Source organism: Anaerovirgula multivorans, assembly GCF_900188145.1.
GTDB classification, from domain to species: domain Bacteria; phylum Bacillota; class Clostridia; order Peptostreptococcales; family Natronincolaceae; genus Anaerovirgula; species Anaerovirgula multivorans.
On sequence record NZ_FZOJ01000045.1, the window covers coordinates 1 to 26,062 of the forward strand.

General features: G+C 33.8%; 25 protein-coding genes. 2 read left to right on the forward strand and 23 right to left on the reverse strand.

Annotated features, from left to right (window positions below; all coding sequences use genetic code 11):
- Positions 1-237: 237 nt before the first annotated feature.
- The 16 genes from CHB72_RS23375 to gpr form a co-directional block, all read right to left on the reverse strand.
- Positions 238-1,377, reverse strand: a complete 1,140-nt coding sequence (locus CHB72_RS23375) for an endonuclease/exonuclease/phosphatase family protein (RefSeq protein WP_089285286.1) — start codon at positions 1,375-1,377, stop codon at positions 238-240.
- 171 nt (positions 1,378-1,548) lie between these two features.
- Positions 1,549-1,989, reverse strand: a complete 441-nt coding sequence (locus CHB72_RS23380) for a GatB/YqeY domain-containing protein (protein WP_089285287.1) — start codon at positions 1,987-1,989, stop codon at positions 1,549-1,551.
- A gap of 23 nt (positions 1,990-2,012) precedes the next feature.
- Positions 2,013-2,195 (reverse strand): 30S ribosomal protein S21, encoded by a 183-nt coding sequence (gene rpsU, locus CHB72_RS23385; protein ID WP_089285288.1) that lies wholly within the window; start codon positions 2,193-2,195, stop codon positions 2,013-2,015.
- 131 nt (positions 2,196-2,326) lie between these two features.
- Positions 2,327-2,674, reverse strand: coding sequence for a histidine triad nucleotide-binding protein (locus CHB72_RS23390; RefSeq protein ID WP_089285289.1), 348 nt, complete (start codon positions 2,672-2,674; stop codon positions 2,327-2,329).
- 79 nt (positions 2,675-2,753) lie between these two features.
- The gene (gene mtaB / locus CHB72_RS23395; RefSeq protein WP_089285290.1) at positions 2,754-4,055 is read right to left on the reverse strand and encodes a tRNA (N(6)-L-threonylcarbamoyladenosine(37)-C(2))-methylthiotransferase MtaB; all 1,302 of its coding nucleotides are present in this window, start codon (positions 4,053-4,055) and stop codon (positions 2,754-2,756) included.
- Between the two features lie 3 nt (positions 4,056-4,058).
- The gene (locus CHB72_RS23400) at positions 4,059-4,817 is read right to left on the reverse strand and encodes a 16S rRNA (uracil(1498)-N(3))-methyltransferase (protein WP_089285291.1); all 759 of its coding nucleotides are present in this window, start codon (positions 4,815-4,817) and stop codon (positions 4,059-4,061) included.
- Positions 4,810-5,763 carry a 50S ribosomal protein L11 methyltransferase gene (gene prmA, locus CHB72_RS23405; RefSeq protein WP_089285292.1) on the reverse strand — a complete coding sequence of 318 codons (954 nt, stop codon included), beginning with the start codon at positions 5,761-5,763 and terminating at the stop codon, positions 4,810-4,812. Before prmA ends, CHB72_RS23400 begins: the two co-directional genes overlap by 8 nt.
- 153 nt (positions 5,764-5,916) lie before the next feature.
- Positions 5,917-7,044 carry a molecular chaperone DnaJ gene (gene dnaJ / locus CHB72_RS23410; protein WP_141131570.1) on the reverse strand — a complete coding sequence of 376 codons (1,128 nt, stop codon included), beginning with the start codon at positions 7,042-7,044 and terminating at the stop codon, positions 5,917-5,919.
- Positions 7,045-7,269: 225 nt separating this feature from the next.
- The gene (gene dnaK / locus CHB72_RS23415; RefSeq protein ID WP_089285294.1) at positions 7,270-9,105 is read right to left on the reverse strand and encodes a molecular chaperone DnaK; all 1,836 of its coding nucleotides are present in this window, start codon (positions 9,103-9,105) and stop codon (positions 7,270-7,272) included.
- A 37-nt stretch (positions 9,106-9,142) separates the two neighbouring features.
- A complete protein-coding gene (grpE, locus tag CHB72_RS23420) occupies positions 9,143-9,745 on the reverse strand; it encodes a nucleotide exchange factor GrpE (protein WP_242975253.1) in 603 nt (200 codons plus the stop codon).
- 85 nt (positions 9,746-9,830) lie between these two features.
- Positions 9,831-10,862, reverse strand: coding sequence for a heat-inducible transcriptional repressor HrcA (gene hrcA / locus CHB72_RS23425; RefSeq protein WP_089285295.1), 1,032 nt, complete (start codon positions 10,860-10,862; stop codon positions 9,831-9,833).
- A 108-nt stretch (positions 10,863-10,970) separates the two neighbouring features.
- On the reverse strand, positions 10,971-12,110 hold the full coding sequence (hemW, locus tag CHB72_RS23430) for a radical SAM family heme chaperone HemW (protein ID WP_089285296.1): 1,140 nt from the start codon (positions 12,108-12,110) through the stop codon (positions 10,971-10,973).
- Between the two features lie 413 nt (positions 12,111-12,523).
- Positions 12,524-14,332: a translation elongation factor 4 gene (gene lepA, locus CHB72_RS23435; RefSeq protein ID WP_089285297.1), complete on the reverse strand. Its 1,809-nt coding sequence runs from the start codon at positions 14,330-14,332 to the stop codon at positions 12,524-12,526.
- A gap of 60 nt (positions 14,333-14,392) precedes the next feature.
- The gene (locus tag CHB72_RS23440; protein ID WP_089285298.1) at positions 14,393-14,758 is read right to left on the reverse strand and encodes a hypothetical protein; all 366 of its coding nucleotides are present in this window, start codon (positions 14,756-14,758) and stop codon (positions 14,393-14,395) included.
- Positions 14,759-14,803: 45 nt separating this feature from the next.
- A complete protein-coding gene (spoIIP, locus tag CHB72_RS23445) occupies positions 14,804-16,084 on the reverse strand; it encodes a stage II sporulation protein P (protein ID WP_089285299.1) in 1,281 nt (426 codons plus the stop codon).
- Positions 16,085-16,161: 77 nt separating this feature from the next.
- The gene (gene gpr / locus CHB72_RS23450) at positions 16,162-17,136 is read right to left on the reverse strand and encodes a GPR endopeptidase (protein ID WP_089285300.1); all 975 of its coding nucleotides are present in this window, start codon (positions 17,134-17,136) and stop codon (positions 16,162-16,164) included.
- A gap of 743 nt (positions 17,137-17,879) precedes the next feature.
- On the opposite strand from gpr, the gene rpsT reads away from it, so the two are divergent.
- A complete protein-coding gene (rpsT, locus tag CHB72_RS23455; protein ID WP_089285301.1) occupies positions 17,880-18,143 on the forward strand; it encodes a 30S ribosomal protein S20 in 264 nt (87 codons plus the stop codon).
- Between the two features lie 75 nt (positions 18,144-18,218).
- Here rpsT and holA read toward each other — a convergent pair whose 3' ends face one another.
- From holA to CHB72_RS23480, 4 genes are all read right to left on the reverse strand, one after another.
- Positions 18,219-19,253 carry a DNA polymerase III subunit delta gene (gene holA / locus CHB72_RS23460; protein WP_089285302.1) on the reverse strand — a complete coding sequence of 345 codons (1,035 nt, stop codon included), beginning with the start codon at positions 19,251-19,253 and terminating at the stop codon, positions 18,219-18,221.
- Positions 19,254-19,335: 82 nt separating this feature from the next.
- Positions 19,336-20,808: a ComEC/Rec2 family competence protein gene (locus CHB72_RS23465; protein WP_089285303.1), complete on the reverse strand. Its 1,473-nt coding sequence runs from the start codon at positions 20,806-20,808 to the stop codon at positions 19,336-19,338.
- Positions 20,809-21,086: 278 nt separating this feature from the next.
- The gene (locus CHB72_RS23475; protein WP_089285305.1) at positions 21,087-21,917 is read right to left on the reverse strand and encodes a M15 family metallopeptidase; all 831 of its coding nucleotides are present in this window, start codon (positions 21,915-21,917) and stop codon (positions 21,087-21,089) included.
- A gap of 166 nt (positions 21,918-22,083) precedes the next feature.
- Positions 22,084-22,347: a hypothetical protein gene (locus CHB72_RS23480; RefSeq protein WP_089285306.1), complete on the reverse strand. Its 264-nt coding sequence runs from the start codon at positions 22,345-22,347 to the stop codon at positions 22,084-22,086.
- 246 nt (positions 22,348-22,593) lie between these two features.
- On the opposite strand from CHB72_RS23480, the gene CHB72_RS23485 reads away from it, so the two are divergent.
- The gene (locus CHB72_RS23485) at positions 22,594-23,349 is read left to right on the forward strand and encodes an MBL fold metallo-hydrolase (RefSeq protein WP_176431575.1); all 756 of its coding nucleotides are present in this window, start codon (positions 22,594-22,596) and stop codon (positions 23,347-23,349) included.
- A 426-nt stretch (positions 23,350-23,775) separates the two neighbouring features.
- On the opposite strand, the gene CHB72_RS23490 is transcribed toward CHB72_RS23485, so the two are convergent.
- The 3 genes from CHB72_RS23490 to CHB72_RS23500 form a co-directional block, all read right to left on the reverse strand.
- A complete protein-coding gene (locus CHB72_RS23490) occupies positions 23,776-24,396 on the reverse strand; it encodes a DUF4309 domain-containing protein (RefSeq protein WP_242975254.1) in 621 nt (206 codons plus the stop codon).
- A 473-nt stretch (positions 24,397-24,869) separates the two neighbouring features.
- Complete coding sequence (locus CHB72_RS23495; protein ID WP_176431576.1) at positions 24,870-25,343, reverse strand: LytR/AlgR family response regulator transcription factor; 474 nt, start codon at positions 25,341-25,343, stop codon at positions 24,870-24,872.
- Between the two features lie 154 nt (positions 25,344-25,497).
- A complete protein-coding gene (locus tag CHB72_RS23500) occupies positions 25,498-25,950 on the reverse strand; it encodes a hypothetical protein (RefSeq protein ID WP_089285310.1) in 453 nt (150 codons plus the stop codon).
- Positions 25,951-26,062: the final 112 nt, after the last annotated feature.

Consider the following 26,062-nt stretch of genomic DNA (forward strand, 5'->3'; position numbering starts at 1 on the left):
AAAATTATTTGTTGAAGCATTACAGCCTAAGTATGTTCAATTAAGCTTCCATCATTTTCTAAATACAGCTTAGTTATTTGTACAAAACTTAGGTAGTTAAGCTTGTTTAAAAAGTTAACAAAATCTAGACTCTTCAAAAGCCCTCAGGTTTGAGACGCAAAAAATCCAGCGTCCACAGTGTATAAGGAAATACATAAGGGTACTGGGTTTTAGAAGTGACGAAGTATAGTTAACATCTTATTCTAATTCAAAGGTAGCTGTAATTGGGTAATGGTCAGAAGCTCTACTCTTAATTACTCTATAGTTTCGTATGTCCATGCTTTGATCTAGAAATATATAATCAATTCTTCCTGATAGTACAGACAAGTCAAAGGTTGGCTCAATATTATCCATTGCATAAGCAGCATCAATTAACCTTTTACTAAGAAGTTTAATTTCTTCACTATTGGACCTAGTATTAAAATCTCCTACCAAAATGACTTGATTAGTAAGTGTGTCTAAATAATTGCTCACAGCCTTTACCTGCCTTTGCCGTTCCTGTTCATTTAACCCTAAGTGAGTAACTAGAAAGCTCAATTGTTTTCCTTCAATATTGATAATAGCATTTAAAAGCCCTCTTTGTTCTCTTCCGCTTGGTAGACGAAGGTTTTCGTAGCTTTCTATAGGATATTTGCTTAATACCCCATTTCCATACATGCCGCCTAAGACATTATAATTATGACCATATGCGTATTCCATTGAAAGCTTTTCACTTAAATATTTAAGTTGATCTTGGAATCTTGAACGAACTACACCGTTATCAACCTCTTGCAACCCAATGATATCTGCATTGCTATTTTTGATGACTTCAGCAATCTCATCTAAAGAATATCTTCCAAATAGGTTTCTTCCATGATGAATGTTATAGGACATGATTTTCAAAGTATCTACACTACTTTCACTTAATATATTTTCCATTGCTTGAGAAGCTACAAGTCTTTCAGCCATCACAACTTCTTCAGTTGCTTCAATTTCTTTTATTTCTATAGGTATCTTTATATTTCCACCATTAATTAAAAACAATTCATAGATATCTTCTAATCCAGCTATTCTATTGGTAATATAAAAAGAGTTCCTGTTTAAGTGTGGATTTTGTGTAACTATATAATCTTCTAATAACAATAAATGGCTCATTTCACCTTGTTCATTAAAGGCTTGTAATGTTATATTTTGAATATTTCTATGGGTAATAACTTCTAGGTGAGATATTTTACCATTCGTCAAATGTTTAACGACCTTCACTTCTCCATCAGCAGATGTGTTTATCTTTAGTGTAAACCCTAGTAGAAAAAAAATCATAAAGCTAAATAAAATAAGCACTTTCTTTTTTCTCATCATGCTGATACCCCTTTGTCAGAAATTTAAGTAATTTATTATATTATAGCATAGAGATAAGGTTTTTAATTTAACTATTTTTTGAGAATCAACATGTAATTTTTACAAACACAAAAATCCTCCAATGGAGGATTTAAATTAATAAACCCGGAATATATCCGGGTTTTGTTTTTATTATAATTGTTGTTTAACAGCTTGATTAACTATTTTGCCATCAGCTCTACCCTTAACTTTGGGAATCACTGCAGCCATTACTTTACCCATTTCCTTTATGGAATTGGCACCTAGTTCGGAAATAGTTTCCTTTACTATGTTAGTTATTTCTTCTTCTGACAACTGCTCAGGTAGATACTGCAATAGGTAATGAACTTCTTGTTCGGTTTGTTCTACAAGGTCTTGTCTACCGCCTTTATGGAACTCCTCCAGTGCATCTTTTCTTTGCTTTAATTGTCGTGATATTATTTCTATAATGTCTTGCTCTTCAAGTTCCACTCTTTTATCTACTTCAATCTGTTTTATGTCAGAACGTATCAATGTGATAACATTTTTCCGAAGTTGGTCTTTATTCTTCATGGCCTCTTTAAGATCAGCAGCTAATCGTTCTTTGAGGGACATATTTTTCACCTCTATTTAGATACTTAGAATTTTTTTGTGTTTTTTCTACGAGCAGCTTCCGCTTTTTTCTTACGCTTTACACTTGGCTTTTCGTAATGCTCTCTTTTTCTTACTTCAGATAATACCCCTGACTTTGCGCATTGTCTTTTGAATCTGCGAAGCGCATTATCAAGTGATTCATTTTCTCTAATTTTAATTTCTGACATTTTACTTCTCCCTCCCTCCGCGAGCACCCGCTGTGCTTTATCTATAGCAACATATAGGCTATATTTGCAAGTGGGATTATTACAATACTTTGTTATTATACATTAAAAATTAGGGTTATGCAATACATATTTTAACCCGGTGGCCATAACATTTGTCTTCCACCTAGCAAATGAAAATGAAGATGGCCCACCGTTTGACCTCCTAGTTTTCCACAGTTGTTAACGATTCTATAACCTTCTTGAGTCATCCCAAATTCTTCAGCTAAATGCTGAATTACTTTAAAAATCTCAGGAATAATCTCTCGTATATCTTCTTCTGTAGCATGAACCATAGAAGCTATGTGCTTTTTAGGAATTATCAACAGGTGACTAGGTGCTTCGGGGTTAATATCTTTAAAAGCCACAACCTTATCATTTTCAAATAAAATTGTAGCTGGTATCTCTCCTTTTACAATTTTACAAAAAATACAATCCGACATAATACACCTCCTTACCCTTCTGTTCCCTATTAGTTATTATTCAACAGAAAAAATAAAATTCCTTTTATTTTCAAAAAATTTATATGATTTCTCCGATGATATATTCCCCATGAAAACTGTTTAATCTTACATTTTCCAGTTTTCCTTCAAGAGTTATATCTACTTCTGCTAAAACCTTTAAATAATTATCAGTATATCCCTCTATATAACCTTTCTTTTCCTTAGAAAGTGTTTCAAATAGTACAGTTTTTACTGAACCAATAAATTGTTGATAATAATCCTTCTGTAGGGTTCCCCCTAATGCAATCAACTTTTCACTTCTTATATGCTTTGCTTTCCCATCAACTTGTTCCTCGAAGGAGGCAGCTGGGGTTCCCTTCCTTGGAGAATATTTAAAAACATGAATACTACTAAAGGCAATTTCCTCCACGAATCTATAGGTCTCCTGAAAATCCTCATTAGTTTCTCCTGGAAACCCAACAATGATATCCGTTGTTAGAGCAACTTTTGGGTATACTTGTCGTATCCTTTTCACAATCTCCCTATACTCTGCAGTTGTATATTTTCTATTCATTTTCTTTAGAATTCTATCGCAGCCGCTTTGCAAAGACAAATGAAAGTGCTCACATAGTTTTGATACCTTTGAAAGCTCATGCAAAAATTCATCAGTAAAGAGCGTAGGTTCCAAAGAGCTTAACCTTATACGTTCTAAACCTTCTATTTCGTTAGCTTCCTTTAATATCTCCAAAAGAGCATTCTTTTCCTGTAAATCTTTGCCATAGGAGGCCACATGTATACCAGTTAAAACCACTTCTTTAAAACCATGATCCACTAAATTTTTTATTTCTCTAATGATTTCTGATCTATTCCTGCTTCTTATAGGTCCTCTTGCATAGGGAATAATACAATAGGAGCAGTACTGATTACAACCCTCTTGTATTTTTAAAAAGGCCCTTGTCTTTTCCTTTATATCTTTAACTGACATTTCTTCAAATTCTTTTACCTTCATAATATCATCTACCATATTGATTTTCTCATCAATATTGCAGGATTCTACTAACTCAACAATTTTATTTCTATCGTTTGTACCAATGACTACATTAACACCCTCTACCTCTAAAACCTCTTCAGGCGCTGTTTGAGCATAGCATCCGACTACAGCTATAATGGCATGAGGATTATTTCTTTTTACTCTACGTATAAATTGTCGTGACTTTTTGTCTCCAACATTGGTTACAGTACATGTATTGATCACATAAACATCAGCAAATTCCGTATCTACCACAACTAAATATCCAGCTTTTTCAAACATTTCAGTCATGGCTTGGGTTTCATATTGATTCACTTTGCAACCCAACGTATGAAAAGCTACTTTTTTCACAGGTTAACCTCCTAAATCTCCTAACTCATACATTAAAATACTTAAAACTGTAAATCCTGCAGTTTCTGTCCTAAGAATTCTAGGACCTAAAGTAATAGCTTGTACATTTTTATCTATAGCCATATTAACTTCTTCTTCCGTGAAGCCCCCTTCAGGGCCAATCCATATGCCGACCTTTTCCGCATTATTCTCTTTTAAGGCGTTGATAATGCTTTTTATTCCAGTAGTATTCTCTTTTTCGTAAGCGATTACATTATGATTGTTTGCTTGAGAATGCTCTAAGGCTTTATTCAGATTCATTGGTAAATGTATAGCAGGTATCATCCCTCTTTTGCTCTGTTTAGCTGCCTCACCTGCTATTTTTTGCCATCTATCAACCTTTTTTTCCATATCTTTATGATTTTTAAATTGTACTATGGTTCTATCAGTTATAACAGGTATAATTGCTTTTATTCCCATTTCCGTTGTCTTTTGAATGATTAGTTCCATTTTAGTAGCTTTAGGGATGGATTGATAAAGAATCATATCGATTGGTGGTTCGGTTTTTAGTTGCTGCTGTTCTTTAACTTTAAGTAGAACTTCTGTTTTTCCTATGTACTCTATTTCTGCAATAAATTCATATCGCTGACCATCACAAATCTCTACCATATCTCCCTTTGAAAGTCTTAATACTTTAGAGATATGCTTAACATCTTCGCCAGCAATAGTAATTTGTTTTTTTTCAGTACAGATATCGTTAGGGGATACGAAAAACCTATTCATGATTTTCATCCTTTACTTTAGAGACAATTACTGCCCATTCTCCCATGGTATCCACTTTTAATATCTCTAATCCCATAGAGATAAGACTTTCCTTTACAGTATCTATTTTATCCAATATAATTCCTGATGCGATAAAAATTCCACCCTCCACCAAAAACTGCCTAATGTCTTTACTCAGAAGTATAATCACTTCAGCAATGATATTGGCAACAACAATATCTGCTTTTTCTGTAACAACATCCATCAAATTCCCCTGACGGATGTCTACAACTTCCTCTACACCATTATGATTCACATTATTCCTCGTAGCATCTACTGCCACCTCATCTATATCTACAGCAATAACTTTTTGTGCACCAAGCTTCGCAGCCGTAATTCCTAAAATACCACTACCACATCCGATATCAAAAACAGTGGAATTCGGTTGAACATAGTTTTCTAATTCCATTACGCACATCATTGTGGTTTCATGGGTACCGGTGCCAAAAGCCATTCCCGGATCCATTTCGATGACTAATTCATCACCATCATGCTGATAATCCTCCCACGTGGGCTTGATGATGATATTTCTTCCGATTTTGGTGGTTTTATAATATTTTTTCCAGGATTCGCTCCAGTCTTCTTCATGAACCTCAAGCGTAGTAACTTCTCCTATGCCAACATCTAAGCCATATTGTGGAAGAAGTTCTACAGATTGTCGAATAAGCTCAATCTTATCTACTAAATCAGGGGTTTCTGGTAAATAACCTTTAATAATAGCCCCTTCATAGTCATTATCAAAAATGGCTTCATCAACATAATCCCATGAATTTTCATCTGTTTCCATAAAATTTAAATCATTAGGATCTTCGATAACTACTCCCGCCACTCCCGCATCATAAAGTATATTCGCTACTGCTTCAACCGCCTCAGTAGTAGTCTTTATTGATACTTCAACCCATTCCATCATATCACATCCCTTAAATAATATCCCTATATACTAATTGTATTATACTCACTATCTGGAATAACCAATAAAAAATAATAATTTTTTGCAAATTTTGGAGAATTTCATTTTCGTAGTATTAGAATAAAATCACTCTAATATAGAGTGATTTTATTAAACGCCAAATACATCCTTTACTTTATCAAAAAAAGATTTTCTTTTCTCGTGTATTTCTTCTCCACCCTCAGCGGCAAATTGCTTTAGTATTTCTTTTTGCTTATCTGTAAGATTCTTTGGAATCTCTACAACTACCTTTACGTATTGATCACCTTTTCCATAACCTTTTGGATTTTGAATGCCTCTGTTTTTCAAACGGAAAATTGTTCCACTTTGCGTTCCTTCAGTAATTTTATATTTTACTTTTCCTTCCAATGTAGGAACTTCTAACTCTTCACCTAGGACTGCCTGCACGAAGGTGATAGGTATTTCACATAATATGTCATAACCGTCTCTTTCAAAAATTTTATGGGGCATTACTCTTAATACCACATATAAATCTCCATAAGGACCTCCCTTTGTGCCAGGTTCTCCTTCACCACGAAGAGGTATGATAGAACCATTGTCCACACCAGCTGGAATTCTAACCTTAACCTTCTTACGTTTTCTTTCTTTCCCTTTACCCTTACAGGTTGGACAAGGATCCTCAATGATATGGCCTTCTCCTCCACATTGATCACATGGCTTTACATTTACAATCTGACCTAATGGTGTCCGTTGTACAAATCGGACTTCACCTGTTCCTTTACAATGAGGACAAGTCTTTTTAGATGTTCCAGGTTTAGCTCCACTACCATCACAAGTATGACAATTTTCATATTTGTAAAATTCTATTGTTTTTTCCGAACCAAATACTGCTTCTTCAAAGGTAATACTTAACTCATATTTAATATCGGCACCTTTTTGAGGACCACTTCTTCTTCTTGAGGAAAAACCTCCCCCAAACATATCAAATATATCTCCAAAAATGTCTTCAAAACCTCCGAAGCCTCCATTCCCTTCAAAACCACCAGCATTGCCATTGACTCCTGCATGCCCAAATTGATCATATCTTTGTTTTTTCTCAGGAGAACTAAGTATTTCATAGGCTTCATTTAATTCTTTAAACTTTTCCTCTGCTGTTTTGTCTCCAGGGTTCTTATCAGGATGATATTTCATGGCAAGCTTTCTATAGGCTCTCTTAACATCTTCTGGATTTGCATTTTTATCGACACCTAAAACTTCATAGTAATCTCTTTTACTCACTTTTTCACCGCCTTTCCCTTCCATTAACCACAATAGGATGGGCTTTTGACCATTAATAATTATATTGTAGTTTCTTCATTAAATCAACTTATTTTCTTATTAAAAATTTCTTTTCTTCTTCTCGTCACTATGAAAAACCAGCACCCTTACGTATTTTACATACGCTGGGTTGGCTGGCTTTCCTTGTTCTTTTTTCTATGGACTTTTGAACAGGTTAGGAATTATTTACTTGTCTTCCTCATCCTTAACTTCCTCATATTCTGCATCAACTACATTATCATCCTTTGCTTGGCTTCCTTCCGCTCCTGCTTGTTGCTGAGCTTCTTGAGCCTGCTGATACATTTGTTGAGAAATAGCATGGAAGGCATTGTTTAAATCTTCTATAACTTTTTTCATCTCATCAACATTATCAGCTTCAAGTGCCTTCTTAAGCTTTTCTACTTCTGCCTTAACTTTTTCTTCATCTTCTTTACTTACTTTACCTTCTACTTCTTTTAAGGTTTTCTCTGTTTGATAAATTAAAGAGTCAGCTTGGTTTCTAACCTCTACCTTTTCTTTTCTTTGTTTATCTTCTTCGGCATGTTTCTCCGCTTCCTTCACCTTTGCTTCAACTTCAGCATCAGATAGGTTAGTAGAAGAAGTAATTGTGATTTTTTGTTCTTTACCAGTACCTAAGTCTTTGGCAGACACATTAACAATACCATTGGCATCAATATCAAATGTTACTTCTATTTGTGGAACACCTCTTGGCGCTGGTGGAATTCCAGTTAACTCAAATCTACCCATGGTTATATTATCGGCGGCCATTTGTCTTTCACCCTGTAGCACATGAATATCTACCGCTGGTTGATTATCAGCAGCTGTGGAGAAAACCTGGCTTTTCTTACTAGGTATTGTTGTATTTCTTTCAATTAATTTAGTAAATACACCACCTAAGGTCTCGATCCCTAAAGATAAAGGCGTTACATCTAATAATAGAACATCCTTTACCTCTCCTGTCAATACCCCAGCTTGGATGGAAGCACCAACAGCAACACATTCATCAGGATTGATTCCTTTATGAGGATCCTTTCCTGTAATCTTCTTTACTGCTGCCTGAACAGCTGGTATACGGGTTGACCCTCCTACCAATATAACTTTATCTAAGTCTTGAGAAGAAAGCTTTGCATCTTCTAATGCTTTTCTCATAGGTTCTACTGTCTTTTCTACCAAATGAGAAGATATCTCTTCAAATTTAGCTCTGCTTAAATCCATATTAAGATGCTTTGGTCCAGTATTAGTAGCTGTAATAAATGGTAAATTAATATTGGTGGTCATCGTGCTTGAAAGCTCTTTTTTTGCCTTTTCACCAGCTTCTTTTAAACGCTGTAAAGACATTTTATCCTGTCTTAGGTCAATTCCCTCTTGTTTTTTAAATTCTTCCGCAATATAGTCAATAACCACTTGATCAAAATCATCTCCACCTAGATGATTGTTACCATTGGTAGCTAAAACCTCAAATACACCATCTCCTAATTCCAAGATAGATACGTCGAAAGTTCCTCCACCTAAGTCGTAAACTAATATTTTTTGTTGTTGCTCTGTCTTATCCAATCCATAGGCTAAAGATGCTGCTGTAGGCTCATTTATGATTCTTTGTACATTTAAACCAGCGATTCTACCAGCATCCTTTGTTGCTTGTCTTTGACTATCTGAAAAATAAGCAGGTACTGTAATAACTGCATCTGTAACTTTCTCTCCTAAGTAAGCTTCTGCATCTGCCTTTAATTTTTGTAAAATCATAGCAGAAATATCCTGTGGTGCATAATCCTTACCATCAATATTTACTTTATGATCAGAACCCATATGTGTCTTTATAGATAAAATTGTTTTATCAGGATTAGTGATGGCTTGCCTTTTTGCAGGTTCGCCTACAATTCTTTCACCATCCTTACCAAAGGCAACAATAGAAGGTGTTGTTCTATTTCCCTCGGAATTAGGAATAACAACAGGTTCCCCTCCTTCTAATACTGCAACACATGAATTGGTTGTACCCAAGTCAATACCTATTACTTTACTCATTGTTTTTTCCTCCTTCTATGATTAAAATTAATATTTTTTATTGTGCTAACTTTACCATAGCAGGTCTTAAAACCTTACCATGGATTGTATAACCTTTTTGTAAAACTTCTATTACTTCATCAGTTTCAGCCTCTGCCTCTTCTTTCATAACTGCATGATGTAAATTCATATCAAAGGGTTTGTTCAAAGCATCTATTTCTTCTATCCCATGTTTTTTCATGGTATCTATTAGCTGTTTTAACACCATCTGAATCCCTTCATATAACCCATTATTTCGATCCTCTATTTGCGAGGCTAATGCTCTTTCCAAATTGTCTATAATATTCAGCAGCTCTACTGCTAGTTTTTCATTAGCATACAAATATATATCGCTTTTTTCTTTCTCTACTCTTTTTTTATAGTTAGCAAAATCTGCCTGTAGTCTAACCATTCTGTTATAATAGTCTAAGGCTTCAGCTTCTTTTTCTTCTAATTTGTTCTTTAAACTATCGATGTCTTCATCAGATTTCTGATTCTGTATTTCTTCTTGTACTGCTTCTAAATCACTATGTACCTCTTGATTTTCCTCTTCTGTAGTGCTTTCATGATCTTCTCTTGTTTTCTCTATTTTTTCCTTCATTTCATCCTTACGTCCTTTCACTATTCCTTCACCTACCTTAAAGTTTATTTAAATTATATGCCACAAAGATAGAGTGCAAAATGCATTTGCACTTCGCACTGGAGGTTCACCTATATCTTGTTCTTAACAACTCATTAATATACTGACTAATTTGGTTCATAACTCCAACTACGTTAGAATAATCCATTCTTGTAGGCCCAATAACACTTAGCTTACCTACAACATTGCCATTAATCTTATAGGTAGCTGTTACCAAGCTACATTCCTTAGCCTCTTGATATAGATTTTCACTTCCAATAGAGATACTAATGCCCTGATCTCCTGTAGAAGAAATTAAATTCCTTATAACTTCCTTTTCTTCCAGCATAGTTAAAAAGCTTTTTGCCTTAAACACATCATTATACTCTGGAAAATTGAAGATGTTAGTGGTGCCACTTAAAAATAGTTCTACATCTTCTATTCCTTCTATTACATTAAATAGTTTAGGCACAACAGATTCAATTAAACTGTTGAATTCATAGAGTTCCTTCTTTAAATCCCGAAGCAGCGTTGCTTCAACGTCTTTAATGGTCATACCCTGAAGCTTTTTACTCAAGAGATTTGTTACCTTTTGAAGCTGTTCATAATCTATCCCCTCTGATACATTAATCAGGTGATTTTTAACTATACCAGTATCTGTAATCATTACTACAATAATTTTTTCAGTATCAATGGGTACCAGTTGAATATGCTTTATTTTATTTTCTTTAATTTGAGGGGTCAATACCGCTGAAGTATAGTGGGTTAACTGAGAAATAATTTTCGAACTATATTGTAATAGCTGCTCTGCTTCCCCAAATTGTTTCAAAAAATTGTTTTTAATATTTTTCCTTTGCAAATCAGCAATTGCTTTTATTTCCATTAGATTATCTACATATAAACGATAGCCCTTATCAGAAGGAATTCGTCCCGCAGAAGTATGGGGCTGCACTAAATATCCCAGCTCCTCTAAATCTGACATCTCATTCCTAATGGTAGCAGGGCTGACACCAAGGCTATATTTTTTTGATAATGTTCTAGAACCAACAGGCTCAGCAGTGTAAATATAATCCTGAATAATCGCCTGCAAAATTTTTGTTTTCCTGTCGTTTAAATACATGGTTACCACCTCAAATTATTAGCACTCTATGAGGTTGAGTGCTAATGATTCTGTTTTTAAAATACCACTTCACCAATTATTTGTCAATAGTTTTGAGAAACTTTTTCTTTAATCTAAAAGCATTTCTTGGAAAACTCTATTAGCTAAATCAATTCCTTTTGTGGTTAGTTTTACAAAGTTATCATTATACTCAATTAGCTGATTTTTTCTTAACTCTTCTAGTTTTTCACCGTAGATCTCATAGGGAGTTTTTTTAAATCTTTTTTCAAAATCTTTTACAGATATCCCTGTCATCATCCTGAGTCCCAAAAACATGGTTTCACTTATTTCGTCTTTCAAAGATAATGAGATAACGTCTTCTATAGGTTTTTGGTTTTTCTGTAGACTACTGCAATAGATTTCAATTTTCTGGTGGTTATTAAACCTTTTTTTATGAAGATGAGAATGAGCAGCTACACCAAAGCCCAAGTATTCTTGATTTCTCCAATAGATCATGTTGTGTTGGCATTTGTAGCTTGGTTTTGCAAAATTGGATATTTCATAGTGAGTATATCCCTTGTCCTTTAAATAATTAATTGCATCATGATACATAGCTAGTTCCATTTCCTCATCAATCTTCTCTATTCTTTTCTCTTCTACCCATTGATGAAAAGGAGTATCCTCTTCTATGATTAGGCTATAGGTAGAGAGGTGAGGTATTTCTAGTTCTACTAAGGTTTTCAAAGAAGCATACCATTCTTCTATTTTTTGGTTTGGCAAGCCAAACATTAAATCTACATTTATATTGGTAAACCCTACTCTACGGGCATCTTCAAGATTCCAAATAAAATCTTCATACCTATGAATTCTGCCTAAATTCTGTAATAAGTGGTTTTGACAAGCCTGAAGCCCTATACTGAGCCGATTGATTCCACTAGAATAATAGCTGTTTAGCTTTTCTTTATCCAACAACCCTGGATTGGCTTCAATGGATATTTCTATATCTTTCTCCAGATGATAATGCCTTGATAAGCAGGCAATAATTTTTCGCATCTCTTTTCCCTGTAAAATAGAAGGTGTCCCACCTCCTATGAAAATAGTCTTCACTTTATAATCCGACATCTCTTCACTGTAGAGGATCATTTCCTTTTCTAAAGATATGATATATTCTTTCATAAGTTCCTCTTTTCCAGTATAGGAAACAAAGTCACAATAATGGCATTTTCTCTGACAAAAGGGGATATGAATATAAATGCCTAATGGTTTCAATTTCAACCCTCCTAGCTTCTATAGATAACCAACTACAGAACTTAAGCAGATGACTGAAATCTATGATTTCATGTCAGTTGCTTATACAAGGTGAAATTTTGATATACTAAGGGCTACATTTGCAGCCCATGGTTTTGGGCGAAACCGTAGACCGTGTATATCAAAATTAAATTACAAAGGCGTATAGCTATGGTTTTCATCAAATCTATTTAAATAAAGCTAGTAACTTTGGGTTACTAGCTTTATGAGGTTTATGTTTTTTTCACCTTGTATAAGTGACTGTCACAAAATCATAGATTGCACTGTGTGAAAGTGACTGACACAAAATCATAGATTGCACTGTGTGAAAGTGACTGACACAAAATCATAGATTTTGGTCATCTACTTTTGGTCATCTACTTTTAGTCATCTACTTAAGTATCTAGCTTTAATACCGACATAAACGCTTTTTGTGGTACTTCTACACTACCAACCTGACGCATTCGTTTTTTACCCTCTTTTTGTTTCTCCAGTAATTTTTTCTTTCTAGTAATATCTCCACCGTAGCATTTAGCAAGAACATCTTTTCTAAGGGCTCGTATGGTTTCTCTAGCTATTACCTTTAGACCAATAGATGCTTGAATTGGTATCGGAAACTGGTGTCTAGGAATCTCATCCTTTAATTTTTCACACATACCTCTTCCTCTATTATAGGCCTTACTTTCATGTACAATGAAGGATAATGCATCTACCTGCTCTGTATTAATTAAAATATCCAGCTTTACAAGCTTTGATTCTCTATACCCAATAAATTCATAGTCAAGTGAGCCATAGCCCTTTGTCTTGGATTTTAGAGCATCAAAGAAATCGTAGATTACTTCATTTAATGGAAGTTCGTAATGAAGCACAACCCTTGTTTCTTCTATATACTCCATGTTTTTCATTTCTCCACGCCGTTCTTGACAAAGCTCCATTACTGTACCTACATAAGCGTTGGGTACCATGATATTGGCCTTTACAATAGGCTCCTCCATCCTGCTAATCTCTTGAGGTTTCGGCAGATTTGCAGGGTTTTGAATCATCACAACGTCTCCGTCGGTTTTTGTAACTCTATAGATAACACTAGGAGCAGTTGTAACTAAGTCTAAATTAAACTCCCTTTCCAATCTTTCCTGTATGATCTCCATATGCAATAAACCCAAAAATCCGCATCGGAAACCAAACCCTAAAGCTGCTGAGGTTTCAGGTTCATACACTAAAGCCGCATCATTTACCTGTAGCTTTTCTAATGCATCTCTTACGTCCTCATATTTTTCTCCTTCAGCAGGATAAATACCACAATAAACCATAGAAGTTACTTTTCTATAACCAGGTAATGGATTGGCGGTTGGATTTGCTGCATCTGTCATGGTATCTCCAACACGACAGTTTTTTACATCCTTTATACTAGCTGCTACATAACCAACATCTCCCGCCTTCAACTCTTGAAGTTGAATAGGGCCAGGAGAGTACACACCTACTTCAGTAACTTCAAATGCTTTGTTGGTTGCCATCATTTTGATCTTCATGCCTTTTTTTACAGAACCCTCTACTACTCTAACATAGGCAATGACCCCTTTATAGTTATCATAGTAGGAATCAAAAATTAACGCTTTTAGAGGAGCCTCTTCATCTCCCGTAGGTGCTGGAACTTTTTTTACAATTGCTTCTAAAACATCTATGATATTAATACCATCTTTAGCAGATATTAAAGGCGCATCATGGGCCTCTAAACCAATGATATCTTCAATCTCTTTCTTAATCTCATCTGGGCGAGCACTTGGTAAGTCTATCTTATTTATTACTGGAACAATTTCTAAGTCCTGTTCTAGTGCTAAATAAACATTTGCTAAAGTTTGGGCTTCAATTCCCTGTGCCGCATCCACGACCAAAATAGCTCCTTCACATGCCGCTAAGCTTCTCGACACTTCATAGGTAAAATCCACATGTCCTGGTGTGTCAATCAGATTGAGATAGTACTCCTCTCCATCTTGAGCTTTATAAACCAGTCTAATGGATTGGAGCTTAATGGTAATACCTCTTTCTCTTTCCAAATCCATATTGTCTAGTATTTGATCCTGCATTTCCCTTTCGCTTATTAGACCAGTATCCTCTATCAATCTATCAGCTAAGGTGGATTTACCATGATCTATGTGGGCAATGATGGAGAAATTTCTAATCTTCTTTTGTCTATCGCTTGGCATAAACCTATTCCTCCTTCAAGTTTACGTATCCATAACTTTATAAATTATATCATATTATTTTTATAGTTGGTAGATATTCTGCATTATATTTGAAAAAAAATGTCGGTTTAACCCGACATTTTTTATTCTCTCTAGCATATTATTTACCTGCTCTATAATATTATAATAAATTTCCTCTATGAACACCTGAATTTCTTCTACTTTCTCCTGTTCAATGTAAATTTGTTCTCCCATTAAATAGAATAGGATATAATCCTGTTGGGCTTCATAACCAAATACCCTGGTGTCCTCTAAGGCCAACATCTCTCTAATAGCAGAATCTACTGAAAGTATACCAATAATCATAAAGATAAAAATGAGAAATAAAAATATTTTTAGTTGTCTCTTCTTTTTTCTGTGTTCAATTTTTCTTTCGATTCTACTCATCTACATCACCATTGGTATTGTAGACATTTTTTATATTTTATAAACCTATTCCTTAATATGCTTAAGCGATTCTATCAATACATCCGCTAAATATGCTGCTGCTTTTTTTACTTCTTCTATAGTATTAGCATTGCTGCCTACTTCTAGCAAAGCATAATGATCTACCAAGAATTGATTATATCTTCCATAGGGTTTAAGCAGAATTGGTTTGCTAAAGCCAGGATATTTACTGTCACTAACTGCTTTTATATAGGTTGCGAAGGTCTCTACCTCTTGTCGATTAGCGGATTCTGGTCCTATAACAAACTGAAATCTAGTAGATACTTCATTATTAATAGTCACTCTATTATTAGCTATTAGGCTATTTCTATTAGGATTTGTTTCAATATTATCATAGCCATCCCTATGAACATCTAATACGATCTTTATTGATGGGTTTGCCTCAAGTATTTTTCGTGCAGTTTCTAAGGACCTAGTATATGAGCCACTATAGGAGGGATGATCATGATAGGTAGTATCATGGATTACATTATATCCCTCCTTTTCTAATTTTTGTTTTAGAATTTCTCCCACTGCAATAACTGAATACTCTTTTCTTAAGGTATGATAATTCCCTTCAGAAGCAGGTTTGTATGACTCAGTCCCATGAGTATGATAAATTAGAATATGGGGTTTGCCTTCCTCAAATTTTATTTTTTTAGGCTTTTTAACATTTACTATAGTTTCACTATTTCCGGAGTCTAAACTGTCAACAATATCATCTTCCCCAACTAAATAAATCCCCTGCCATGATTCTCCTAAATCATCTTTTTCTTGAGGATTAAGATCCTTTAGTTCTTCCTCTTTTGGTAATGTTCCAGCTGCTACAGATTCTTTATTATTATCTAAATCAACAAAAAAAATATCTCTTGAATCATTATCTGGGGTTTTAGGGGTAATATCTTTAGTAGGAGATTGTTGTTCCACAGGATAGGAACGGATAGCAGGAAACTGAGCCTGCACAAATGTAATTGGATTTTTAAAATCAACAGTAAAAATATTATAAATAAAAGAAGAATATAACGTATGAATATAACTGCCTATAGTGGCCTTTTCTTGTATTGCTGTTGCCGGAAAAGCTTGATGAATGGCATGTACTAAAAATTTATTTTCTGAAGTTAGATCCTTCTTAGGTTCTAACGTTGTCATATCTGTACCCACACTTGAGGCTTCAGCGAAAGAATTCTTGTTTAATATTATTTTTCCAAAGAAAAATAATATAGCTAAAATTAATATTAATATAATAATATTATGGTAATTCTTTACATAAGCTAGTTTTCTCTTCATAAAATTATGCACCCACCTTTAATCAGTAGTATATAGATTAATATGAAAAGTGGGTGCTATTTATGACATCAATCAAATTAATGTAAATACCTATTTACGTCTTTTAGATCTATGCCCGGGTGCAATGCTATATTAATTGCATTAGCAATAATCTGTGATAAATTTAGTATAACATCATCAACCTCCTTAGGGGTAACCATCACATTTGCACTATAAGGTTCTAATACTTCCTTAATCATATGATATTTCTCTTCATCCTTCAATTCTAATAGCATATTATAAAATTGTGAACCTACCTTTGCCTGTTTTGAAAAAGCTTTTATTACTAATTGTATTGTATCATTAGTTAAGGTAGCTGCGTCTACTACGGTAGGTACGCCTATAGCTATTACTGGCACACCTAAATTCTTTTCATCAAGTGCCTGCCGTTTGTTACCTACTCCAGACCCAGGATGAATTCCAGAAGTAGATAATTGTATGGTGGTATTTACCCTCTCCATTTTTCTTGAAGCCAATGCATCTATCGCTACCACAAGATCTGGTTTTACATTGCTGACGATGCCTTTTATGATTTCACCTGTTTCTATCCCAGTAGTTCCCATTACCCCTGGAGCAATAGCACTTAATTCTGCCAATGCTTCATCACTATCTTTATTATAAAATTTGAACATATGTCTTGTTACAAATAACTTGGATACTGCCTTAGGTCCTAAAGCATCAGGGGTAACATCAATATTTCCTAATCCTACAACCAAAACCTTCAAAGGTTTGTTGACGCTAATCAATTTCCTTAATTCTTTTGCCAATGTTTTACTTACCTGATCCTTTAAATCCGCATCAGCTCTTCTTAAACCTACACATTCTAACGTAATATACTTTCCTTTACTCTTACCCATTGCTTCTGCTCCATGGTCATCAAGGATTTCTACCCTCGTTACAGTAATATCCTCTAGTTCCTCCTGCTCAACTGCCACTCCAGGTATTTCTTGTTGTTTTTCTTCTTGATACAATTCTCTAGCCTCTAGTGCCAAATCTGTTCTTATTTGAAACATATCCTCACCTCTTAATTGTAATCTTTAGCAAAAACTTCTATTTACAGATATGTGCTTATAAATTTTAATATACTAAGGGCTACATTTGCAGTCTTTGGCTATGTTTTTTAGCCAAAGGCGAAACCGTAGACCGTATATATTAAAATTTAAATCTAAAGGCACATGTCTATAATAGATTTTCATAACCATAATTCACCTTTCCCCTTCAGTGTAGTGCTAAGATTCCCGCTTATTCAAGCGGCAGCCTAAGCACTACATCCTCGAAATAAATTCGGCTACAATTCAGAGAGAAAAGCGCTCTCTAGATAAACAAACTAAGTGATCAACACGAAAGTTATAGGGCGAACTTTCGGTTGCCTACTTATAGATAAACAAACTAAGTGATCAACACGAAAGTTATAGGGCGAACTTTCGGTTGCCTACTTATGAATTAAATCTCATTTTCCCCTTCGGTGTATTGCTAAGCCTCCCGCTTATTCAAGCGACAGCCTAAGCACTACATCCTCGAAATAAATTCGGCTACAATTCAGAGAGAAAAGCGCTCTCTGAATTAAGTCTCATTTTATTATTTGATAAAAGTTTGAAAATTATCTATGTGCCATAACAATAAATTTTGTATAAGAAATCTGTTTTAAGTCAATAAAAGAAATATAATATTTATTTTTATTATTTATTTTTATTGCTTTTTATATTGATTTTTGGTAAAATTACTGTGTTAATGACCACATAAGGGGGTGAAGATATTGGCAAATATTAAATCAGCAATGAAGAGAATCAAAGTCATTAAGAAAAAGACAGCTAGAAACAGAATGGTTAAATCCCAACTTAAGACAGCTATCAAAAAATTCGAAGACGCTCTATCAATTGGTAATCTAGAAGAAGCTAAAGCTAAGTTTAGATTCGTTGAGAAAAAACTTATGCAAGCCGCTGCAAAAAATGTTATTCATAAGGCAAAAGCTTCTAGAAAAGTATCTAGACTTGCTGCTAAGTTAAACAAAGCTGTTTAGTAGTAACCAAATCCGTGTCTCGGGTTCCTAAATAAAACAAGCGTACATATTGTACGCTTTTTTGCTTTTTCCCTTTTATTTACAAATTTCTAAAATGAAAAGCTCAATTGCAATATAATCCTTCATCTTACCAGATTTAATTGCAACATCCATTTTTAGGAATTGGGTCAATAACCTTTCCAACTCTTGAGTCGTAAATCCTCTAGCCTGATTTGCACACTTAGAAGCAACAAAAGGATGAATCCCTATTTTTGAAGCAATTATTTTAGTAGAATACCCTTCTTCTAATAACAGCTTCACCTTTAAAAGATTACGGACATGATTTCCCAAGGTAGCAGCAATCTTCATTATAGGTTCCCCTTGATGTACCATAGTACTTAGCCGTTTCATAGCTTCGCTAATTTGTTGTTTTTCAATAGCATCTAATAGCTTAAATATATCGTTTTGAAAGCTGGAACTAAATATGTTTTGTAAATCCTCTAAGGTAACGCTATCTCTATCTCCTATAAAGGAAATAATCTTCTTTAATTCATTGTCTATATCTAGTAGACTTTGGGTAGCATTCTTGCCTATATAATCAACATTTTCAAAAAAATAGTCTATTTCTGCAGATGCGATCTTTTTGTCATAGACCTTCATTCTACCCACTATCCATTGTTTAAAGTCCTTTGCATTTAATTTTTGAAATTCGATAGCCTGCCCATGCTTTTGTATTTCTTTTACAATTTTTTTCCTGGAATCTACAGATGTAGAACCATAAAACACCAAACAAGTGGTGTCCGGTATTTTCTCTATATAAGCTATGAGGCTTTTTTCCTCTTCATCTGATATGTACTTTCTCTTACTTTGAAATACCTCAAAATCATTCACCAGTACTAATTTTCTTTCTCCCATAAATGGCAAAGTTTCACAGGTATCTATTAGTCTTTCAAGCGTACAATCCTTTCCTTCCATACTATAGAAGTTTAGCTCTTCAAAATCACTATTAACAACGGTGTTTTTTAACTGTTTAATAAATCGATTTCTCAAATATATTTCTACTCCATAGAGCAAATAAACCTTTTGAATTTTATTGGCCTTTAACTGATCAATTGCTTCTTTATAGTTCATATTTTTCATCCCTTTTCTATTGTTGCAGTACCTTCTTCATTGCACTCTGTAAAAGTGACTGACACCAAATCAAAGATTTGGGTCATCTACTTTTATTATGCCATAATATGAAATATACAGCAAACAGTATAAAGTAATAACCCATCATATGATAAATCCTAAGCCCTTCCACCGCTATGCTGGCTATCGATAGATTACTTAGCCGCTGCACCATCCAATATATATAAGCCAATAGTCCATGAGTAAGATAATTAATTATTAATCCTAAGCTATTTGAAAACATGCTAACGAAAACACTTGTTAAAGATGTAAATAGCAAAGGCATTAAGGTTGGTACAATGAAAATATTTGCAATAAAAGCTATAAAAGACAATTGATTAAAATGATAAATCATGATGGGTATTGTTCCTAATTGAGCAGCTATAGTAACCGCCATCAAAGATTGCAAATACTTTGGAACAACCTTCAATAAATCCTTTACAAAAGGAAAAAACAACAAGATACTTAAAGTAGCAGCAAAGGATAATTGGAAGGAAACAGAAAATATATTCAATGGATTGTATAATAATAGTAGAAATGCCATCATCATTAAACTATTGATTGCATCGTATCTCCTTTCCACAAAATATCCTAGAACATATAAGCAGTACATACTACTTGCCCTAATAATAGATACGGGAAAACCTACAATAGCACTGTAGAAAAATAATGTTACCATCGTTATCAGTAAAATCTTTCTTTTCCCTAGATTTAGAAACGCTAATAGATGGTGACATAACAAAACCATCACCCCTACATGTAGCCCTGATACAGCTATGATATGAGCGGTTCCACTTATGGAAAAAAGATTAAGGGTTTCTTTATCTAAGTATCCTTGGTTTCCGAACATAATACTTTTTAACATACTACTTTCTATAGATGGCAAAGATTGATCAAAAAAATCTTCAATATATCTTCTGGTTTTAAAACTGCTATTTATAATATTTGTAGTTACATATTTATCTACTTTCATTAAATCCTTAGCATTCACCTGTAAAATTGATTTAAAGCCTCTGCCTCTAAGGTATAATTGATAACCCTCTAAGCCCCTTTTATCAAAATCCTCAATCAAAGTAACATTTCTTAAGGTTACCATATCGAAGGGTTCTAAGGCAACAGGAAGATCGTTAGCGTATTTTAGTTGAAGCCTAGCCTTTTCATTTATAGTACTTTCTCCGTCAGTTTTAATTAAGCTGAGTATATCAACATCATACTCAACATATCTTCCTTGATCAATACCCACTCTCTTGATTTCAACTTCAAGGGCTAGCTTCTCAAAGGGATATTCCTTTAATACTGTGCTACTTTCCATATAGTTGTTAAACATAAAGTTTCCTACTAAAATCAGGGAAAAGCATATAAAGATAAGGGCACGCTTTTGATAGAAAATAGTGGCTAGTATCATAACGATCATTAATAAACTGAATAAATATCCATCAATTTTTAAACTTAATGAATAACCTAGAATAATTCCTAAAATTACCGAAATGCTAAAAAAACTAAAGGGTCTTCTCACCTCTATCCCCTCCTACCTATTAGGTATTTCTAGGTTTACAGGGGATATCCTTTTAGATTGCAAATTTATTTAAGCTCATGCTTAGATTGTCAGCAATCCCATCTCTTTGACATAGAAAAAACAGTTATAGAAAAAACCACCAAAATTATGTATAATAGAAAAGCAGACTTTTTTTATAGTAAATTATTTTTTATGGAAAAACCTTTTTATAATAAAAGAGATGTAAAAAAACAAGCAGAAATTCTGCTTGTTTTCTAAAATTAACCATTTCAAACTATCTAAGGGTTTAAATCAATCACCTTTTCGAAATGCTGATAATCCTTAACTATTTTCCATTCTCCGCCCCATGTCCATCCTCTACTAGTAAAGGCACGATAGCATGGGTCTCCCTTAATAATCATGCCTTTTCTGATATCCTCTCTATTCACATATTCCTTTCCTGTCAATGGAACTATCCTGTTATTCTTAATATAAGGATTTTGTATGGGATTGATGTCAATAGCCACGCCATATCCATGGTTTGATATTTTTTGGCTTCCTTCAATGACTCTAAAGCAAAAAGCAGAGGTATTATTATCTTCCATCGATAGATGGTCATCCGCCTCGTATTCATCAATTAATCTCATCTTTTCAATGGGAAACTTCACCTCATATAGCTCTTGAAATATTTCAAGTACTTCTTCGCCAATCTCTTTATGAACAATCATCTCTCCTAAATGCTCTTGCTGATCAAAACCCCAATGGGTAACAGTGATATAGGACAAATCCTCTAGTCCTACAGGAGCCTCTTCTCTCCATGATACACCTCTGACCCTATCAACGATCTCCTTTGTCAAGGCTTCATTCGTGAAGATCGGTTTCGTAGTAAGATCATGAATAGCATGATTGTCACTATCGAATCTACTATTGTTAGTATTGCTGTCTTTATCTTCATCATATTCTGCTATTTTAGATTCCAGTTCTTCATTATTATTGAAAGTTTTTACACTGTCTATCTGTGAAACAGGGGATCTCCTTTCTAAAATTATTGGTTCCAGAGAAATACTAATTAAGAAAAGAGCAAGGAAGCCAGCTATCAAAACTATACTAACTTTTCCTATGAACTTCATTTTATCTTCTCCCAACTTACTATTTTATCCTTATTATACCATTTATGCATTGTTGATGAGTATATCGTGAAGAATATTTTTCATACTGGAGTTCAATTGGTCAGCACTTTATATAAAAATAAGTCAGTTAGCTGATTTTATTACTTGTATCAAAAAAATTTATCGATTAAATAAATTTTTCAATGATTGACGTAATCATAGCATACTCCATAAAGGTAACCAATCCACAACTCAATAAGAAAAAACTTAGTTTCATTTGGGCAAATCGATCCTTCCAATATTCTCCCCTAAATAACGAAATAAGATCTGGGGTAAAGCTGTATCTCAAGGATTCATTAAAATCCTCCGTTCCAGAAAAGAAAGTTTTAAAGAAAAACTTATATATTGGTATATTCACTGGGATTAAAATTAGAACAATCGCTACATTCACAACATCACCTTCCCTTCCATCTCTATCATTGACTTATTCATCATTTCTATCTTCTTATACTTTTTTCCTGCTTTATCTCTGCTCCAAAGAGGATTTGTCATCTAATTGTAATCTTTAAGCTGCTTTTTGTCCCTTATACTCTGCTTTCTTTCTAATTTTCTTTTTTGTTGCTCTTTATACGAAATGGTGTATATATTAAGATATAAGAGAAATATCTATAAAATACGATGATGGGAGTGTGTTATTTTGAAGTCCATTGAATGTAAAATTATTCATTTTGGTCATAGCAGTGTTGCTGTTGAGACAGAAAATAACTTTCTAATTTTTGATTATTATAAGGATATCTTTTCTTTCCAAGAGGAGGCTATACAAGAGAGGCTTCTTTCTCTCAACGACTTAAAAACAGATAAAGATGTCTTTGTTTTTGTCAGCCATGGTCATGGAGATCATTTTAACCCTGAAATTTTTCAATGGAAGAAGTTCAATAAGCGTATTCAATACATACTAGGTTATGATATCAAAGAAATGGTTTATGAAGAAGAATATTACTATATGGAACCCCATGGTTCCCTGCAGTTGGAGGATGTTCATATAAAATCCTTTGGCAGCACCGATAAGGGTGTATCTTTCCTGGTTTCAGTTGACAATTTTACCATCTTCCATGCTGGAGATTTAAATTGGTGGCATTGGAAAAATTTCTCTCCCGAAGAACAAAAGCAGGAAGAAGTAGATTTTAAAAGGGAAATCAATCATCTTAGGGGTGAAGCTATCGACATCGCTTTTGTTCCTGTTGATCCCAGACTTGATGAATTTTTTCATCTTGCAGGCCTTTACTTTTCACAAACCCTACATCCTCAACTGTTGGTTCCCATCCATTTTAGAGAAGATTATTCCATTTATCATGCCCTTACCAACAAGCTGGAGGATGCCCCTGTGGAGGTTGCTAATTTTACTGCTTCTGGCGAGACTATCATCTTTCACAAGAGAATCACAAACACATAGATTCTTTTCTCTGTGTTCTACTCTATGTTTTTATATTAATGAAACCGCTGCATCAGCGGTTTTATTGTTGTGCATTGAAATTCATAGTAGTACTTAAGTTGTTTTACACTACCTAGATTAATCATTCATATAATCATATATATTTTTATCTTCTTCTACAGCAAATCTGGTGATATCTCAAAAACAACCATAACTGTCTTGCTATCTTTATTCATAAAATGGAATTTGCTTTGGCTCCAGATTATTTTAAAAACCCTTTTATCTATTTTTCACCTCCTAATCATTTACATTTGGTGTGCGAGCAGTTTCATGGGCTTAACAATTTATACCATTGAATACTGCCCACTAGCCTTCCTTGATAAAGCTTCAAATGGCTTAATTCAACTTATAAATATGTTTGTCGGTCGCAATTCATTATCTATACTCTTATTTTTCTTCCTTCCATAAAGAAATAGATTGAACCGTCTCACTTCCGTTCTCTATTTCAAAAATAACTGTATGCGCACCTGCTTTATACTTAACTATCAAATTATTATCAAAATATAGTTCACTGTTATCAGAGATATATGTATGATTTGGCTTTCCTAATATTTCTTCCACTTCTCTAAGGAGCATTCCTATATGAATGCCATATATTGTTGCTTCTCCAGTATAATATATACCTCCAACAGTCCCATAAGAGATACTATCATCTATAATAATCCCGTCAGTTAAAAAATAAGTTTTGTCGTATGATAACAACAGACCTCCCATATAATTATCTTTATAATCTGGTTCTCCCCATTTCTCAATAATTTCAGTGCTATTTGTTCCAATACCAAATTCAATCCCATCCATTTTTCCTGTATATAACAATTCTAAAGCTGGATTATATTTTTCCTCTTCATCTTTTTTCTGAGAAGAAATCCCATTTTCTTCATTTATATCTCTATTTTTTAACTCTTGGTTTAATATTTCATTTCCATTGTCATCCTTAATGACTATCTTATTCTCATTATAAAATATAAGAATAAATGTTAAAATAACTATAAATCCTGCTATAATCACTTTCTTCAATATTTCCTCACCAACCTTTAAAGTTGTGCTATCCTTTACTTACTAAATATAGAATTTCGCCAAATTTTCTAAGATTCCTTTGATTTTTTATCAATATTTAATAATTATTCTTACAAATCTCGTTTATTGTAATTTAGAATTTTGTATGATACTATATTGTGTTCCATTTTTTCTACATTATCAACCTCTACAGGTCTATTTTACACTAACTCACCTGTGTCCGACAAATCGGATATAGCTCACAACCCTTTTGACCTAAGTAATAATTAATAAATATAATTGGTAATAATAAAAGATGATACATTATTTTATATCACCTTTTATTATTAAGGTTTATATATACTTTGAAAATATCCCTACAATCCTCCAATTTTACAATTTATATATCATCAACTTTTTAGCACTTTATAACTCATAGGCATGTTTTAAATGTTGTTAATAATCCTTTTCCTTCAATACATAAATCAGGGAAGAGTTTTCTTATTATAAGAATAATAATCAGCCATAGACTCATTCAGAAACCCGAAATGCGTACCTGATACTTCATATTCTGCAGTGCTTGTATACGGACCATAATAATAACCCACAGATAAACTACTTGTATTACTTCCATGCTTACCATCAAAACCTATTCTTGTGCCGTTTCTATATGTTGTTAACCTACAGTAAATACTCTCGACTGCTACACTAGCTGTTGTTGTTCCGGTACTCCCTACATAGTCCTTAAATCCGGTAATAAATACAATCATCACTTCGAGAAATTTAGCTCTTATGGCATCTCCCACTTGAATCCCATTCAAACCTTCCATTTCTATGTCAAGAAAAGCAATATCTATAGATTTTCTTTTAATTTTTTCTAATAGTTCTTCACCATTACATGCTTGAATAAGATAAAAGTCATAATCTTTATTAAAATACTCCAGATATCCTGTAATCACATTTATATGTTTATCATATCAGAGCTTTCTAAAAGAAAATGTAGAAAATTGTCAATATTTATCTTCAAAACTATGGTATTTTTTCTAAATTTCTTTTTATAGATGAATTTCATATCGAAAAAATAAAACCGCAATCCCAGCGGTTTTATTATACCTATTTAAATTTATGTGCTTCTATTGTTTCTGCCTTTATCCTAAAAATACTTTTGGCTCCACTGTCATCTATTGCGTCTCCTACCTCAAGCTCTCCAGTGGCTTTTAGTGCCTTTTCTGTAAAGGCACTTTTCTTGCCTTCAGGATAATACACTTGTATTACTTGCAAAAAATCCACATCCTCTCCTCCGCAGAAGGGACATGCTGCACCTGGTACTTGAATCATATAGAAATAATTAGCATCTAGAGGTGTTAGGGGGGACATATAGCCAACCATCTCAACTGTTTTACCATCTAACCCTTTAGCTTTTTGGGATATATCAAAAATATCTTCATCTACTTTTTCTGATAGCTCTGGAAAAGTAACAGCTGTGACTTCTTCATACTTTGGACTACAAGCAGTAAACAACACAGCTAGAAGAAGTAGAATGACTATCAATCTTTTAAAATTCATTTAAAATTCCTCCTATTTAAAACTCGTGGTCACGGGGCTATAAGCCCCGAAACTACGGTATTTTTTGTTCGAGTATATGTACTCGAACAGCTTACTTTGTGTTGTATAGCAG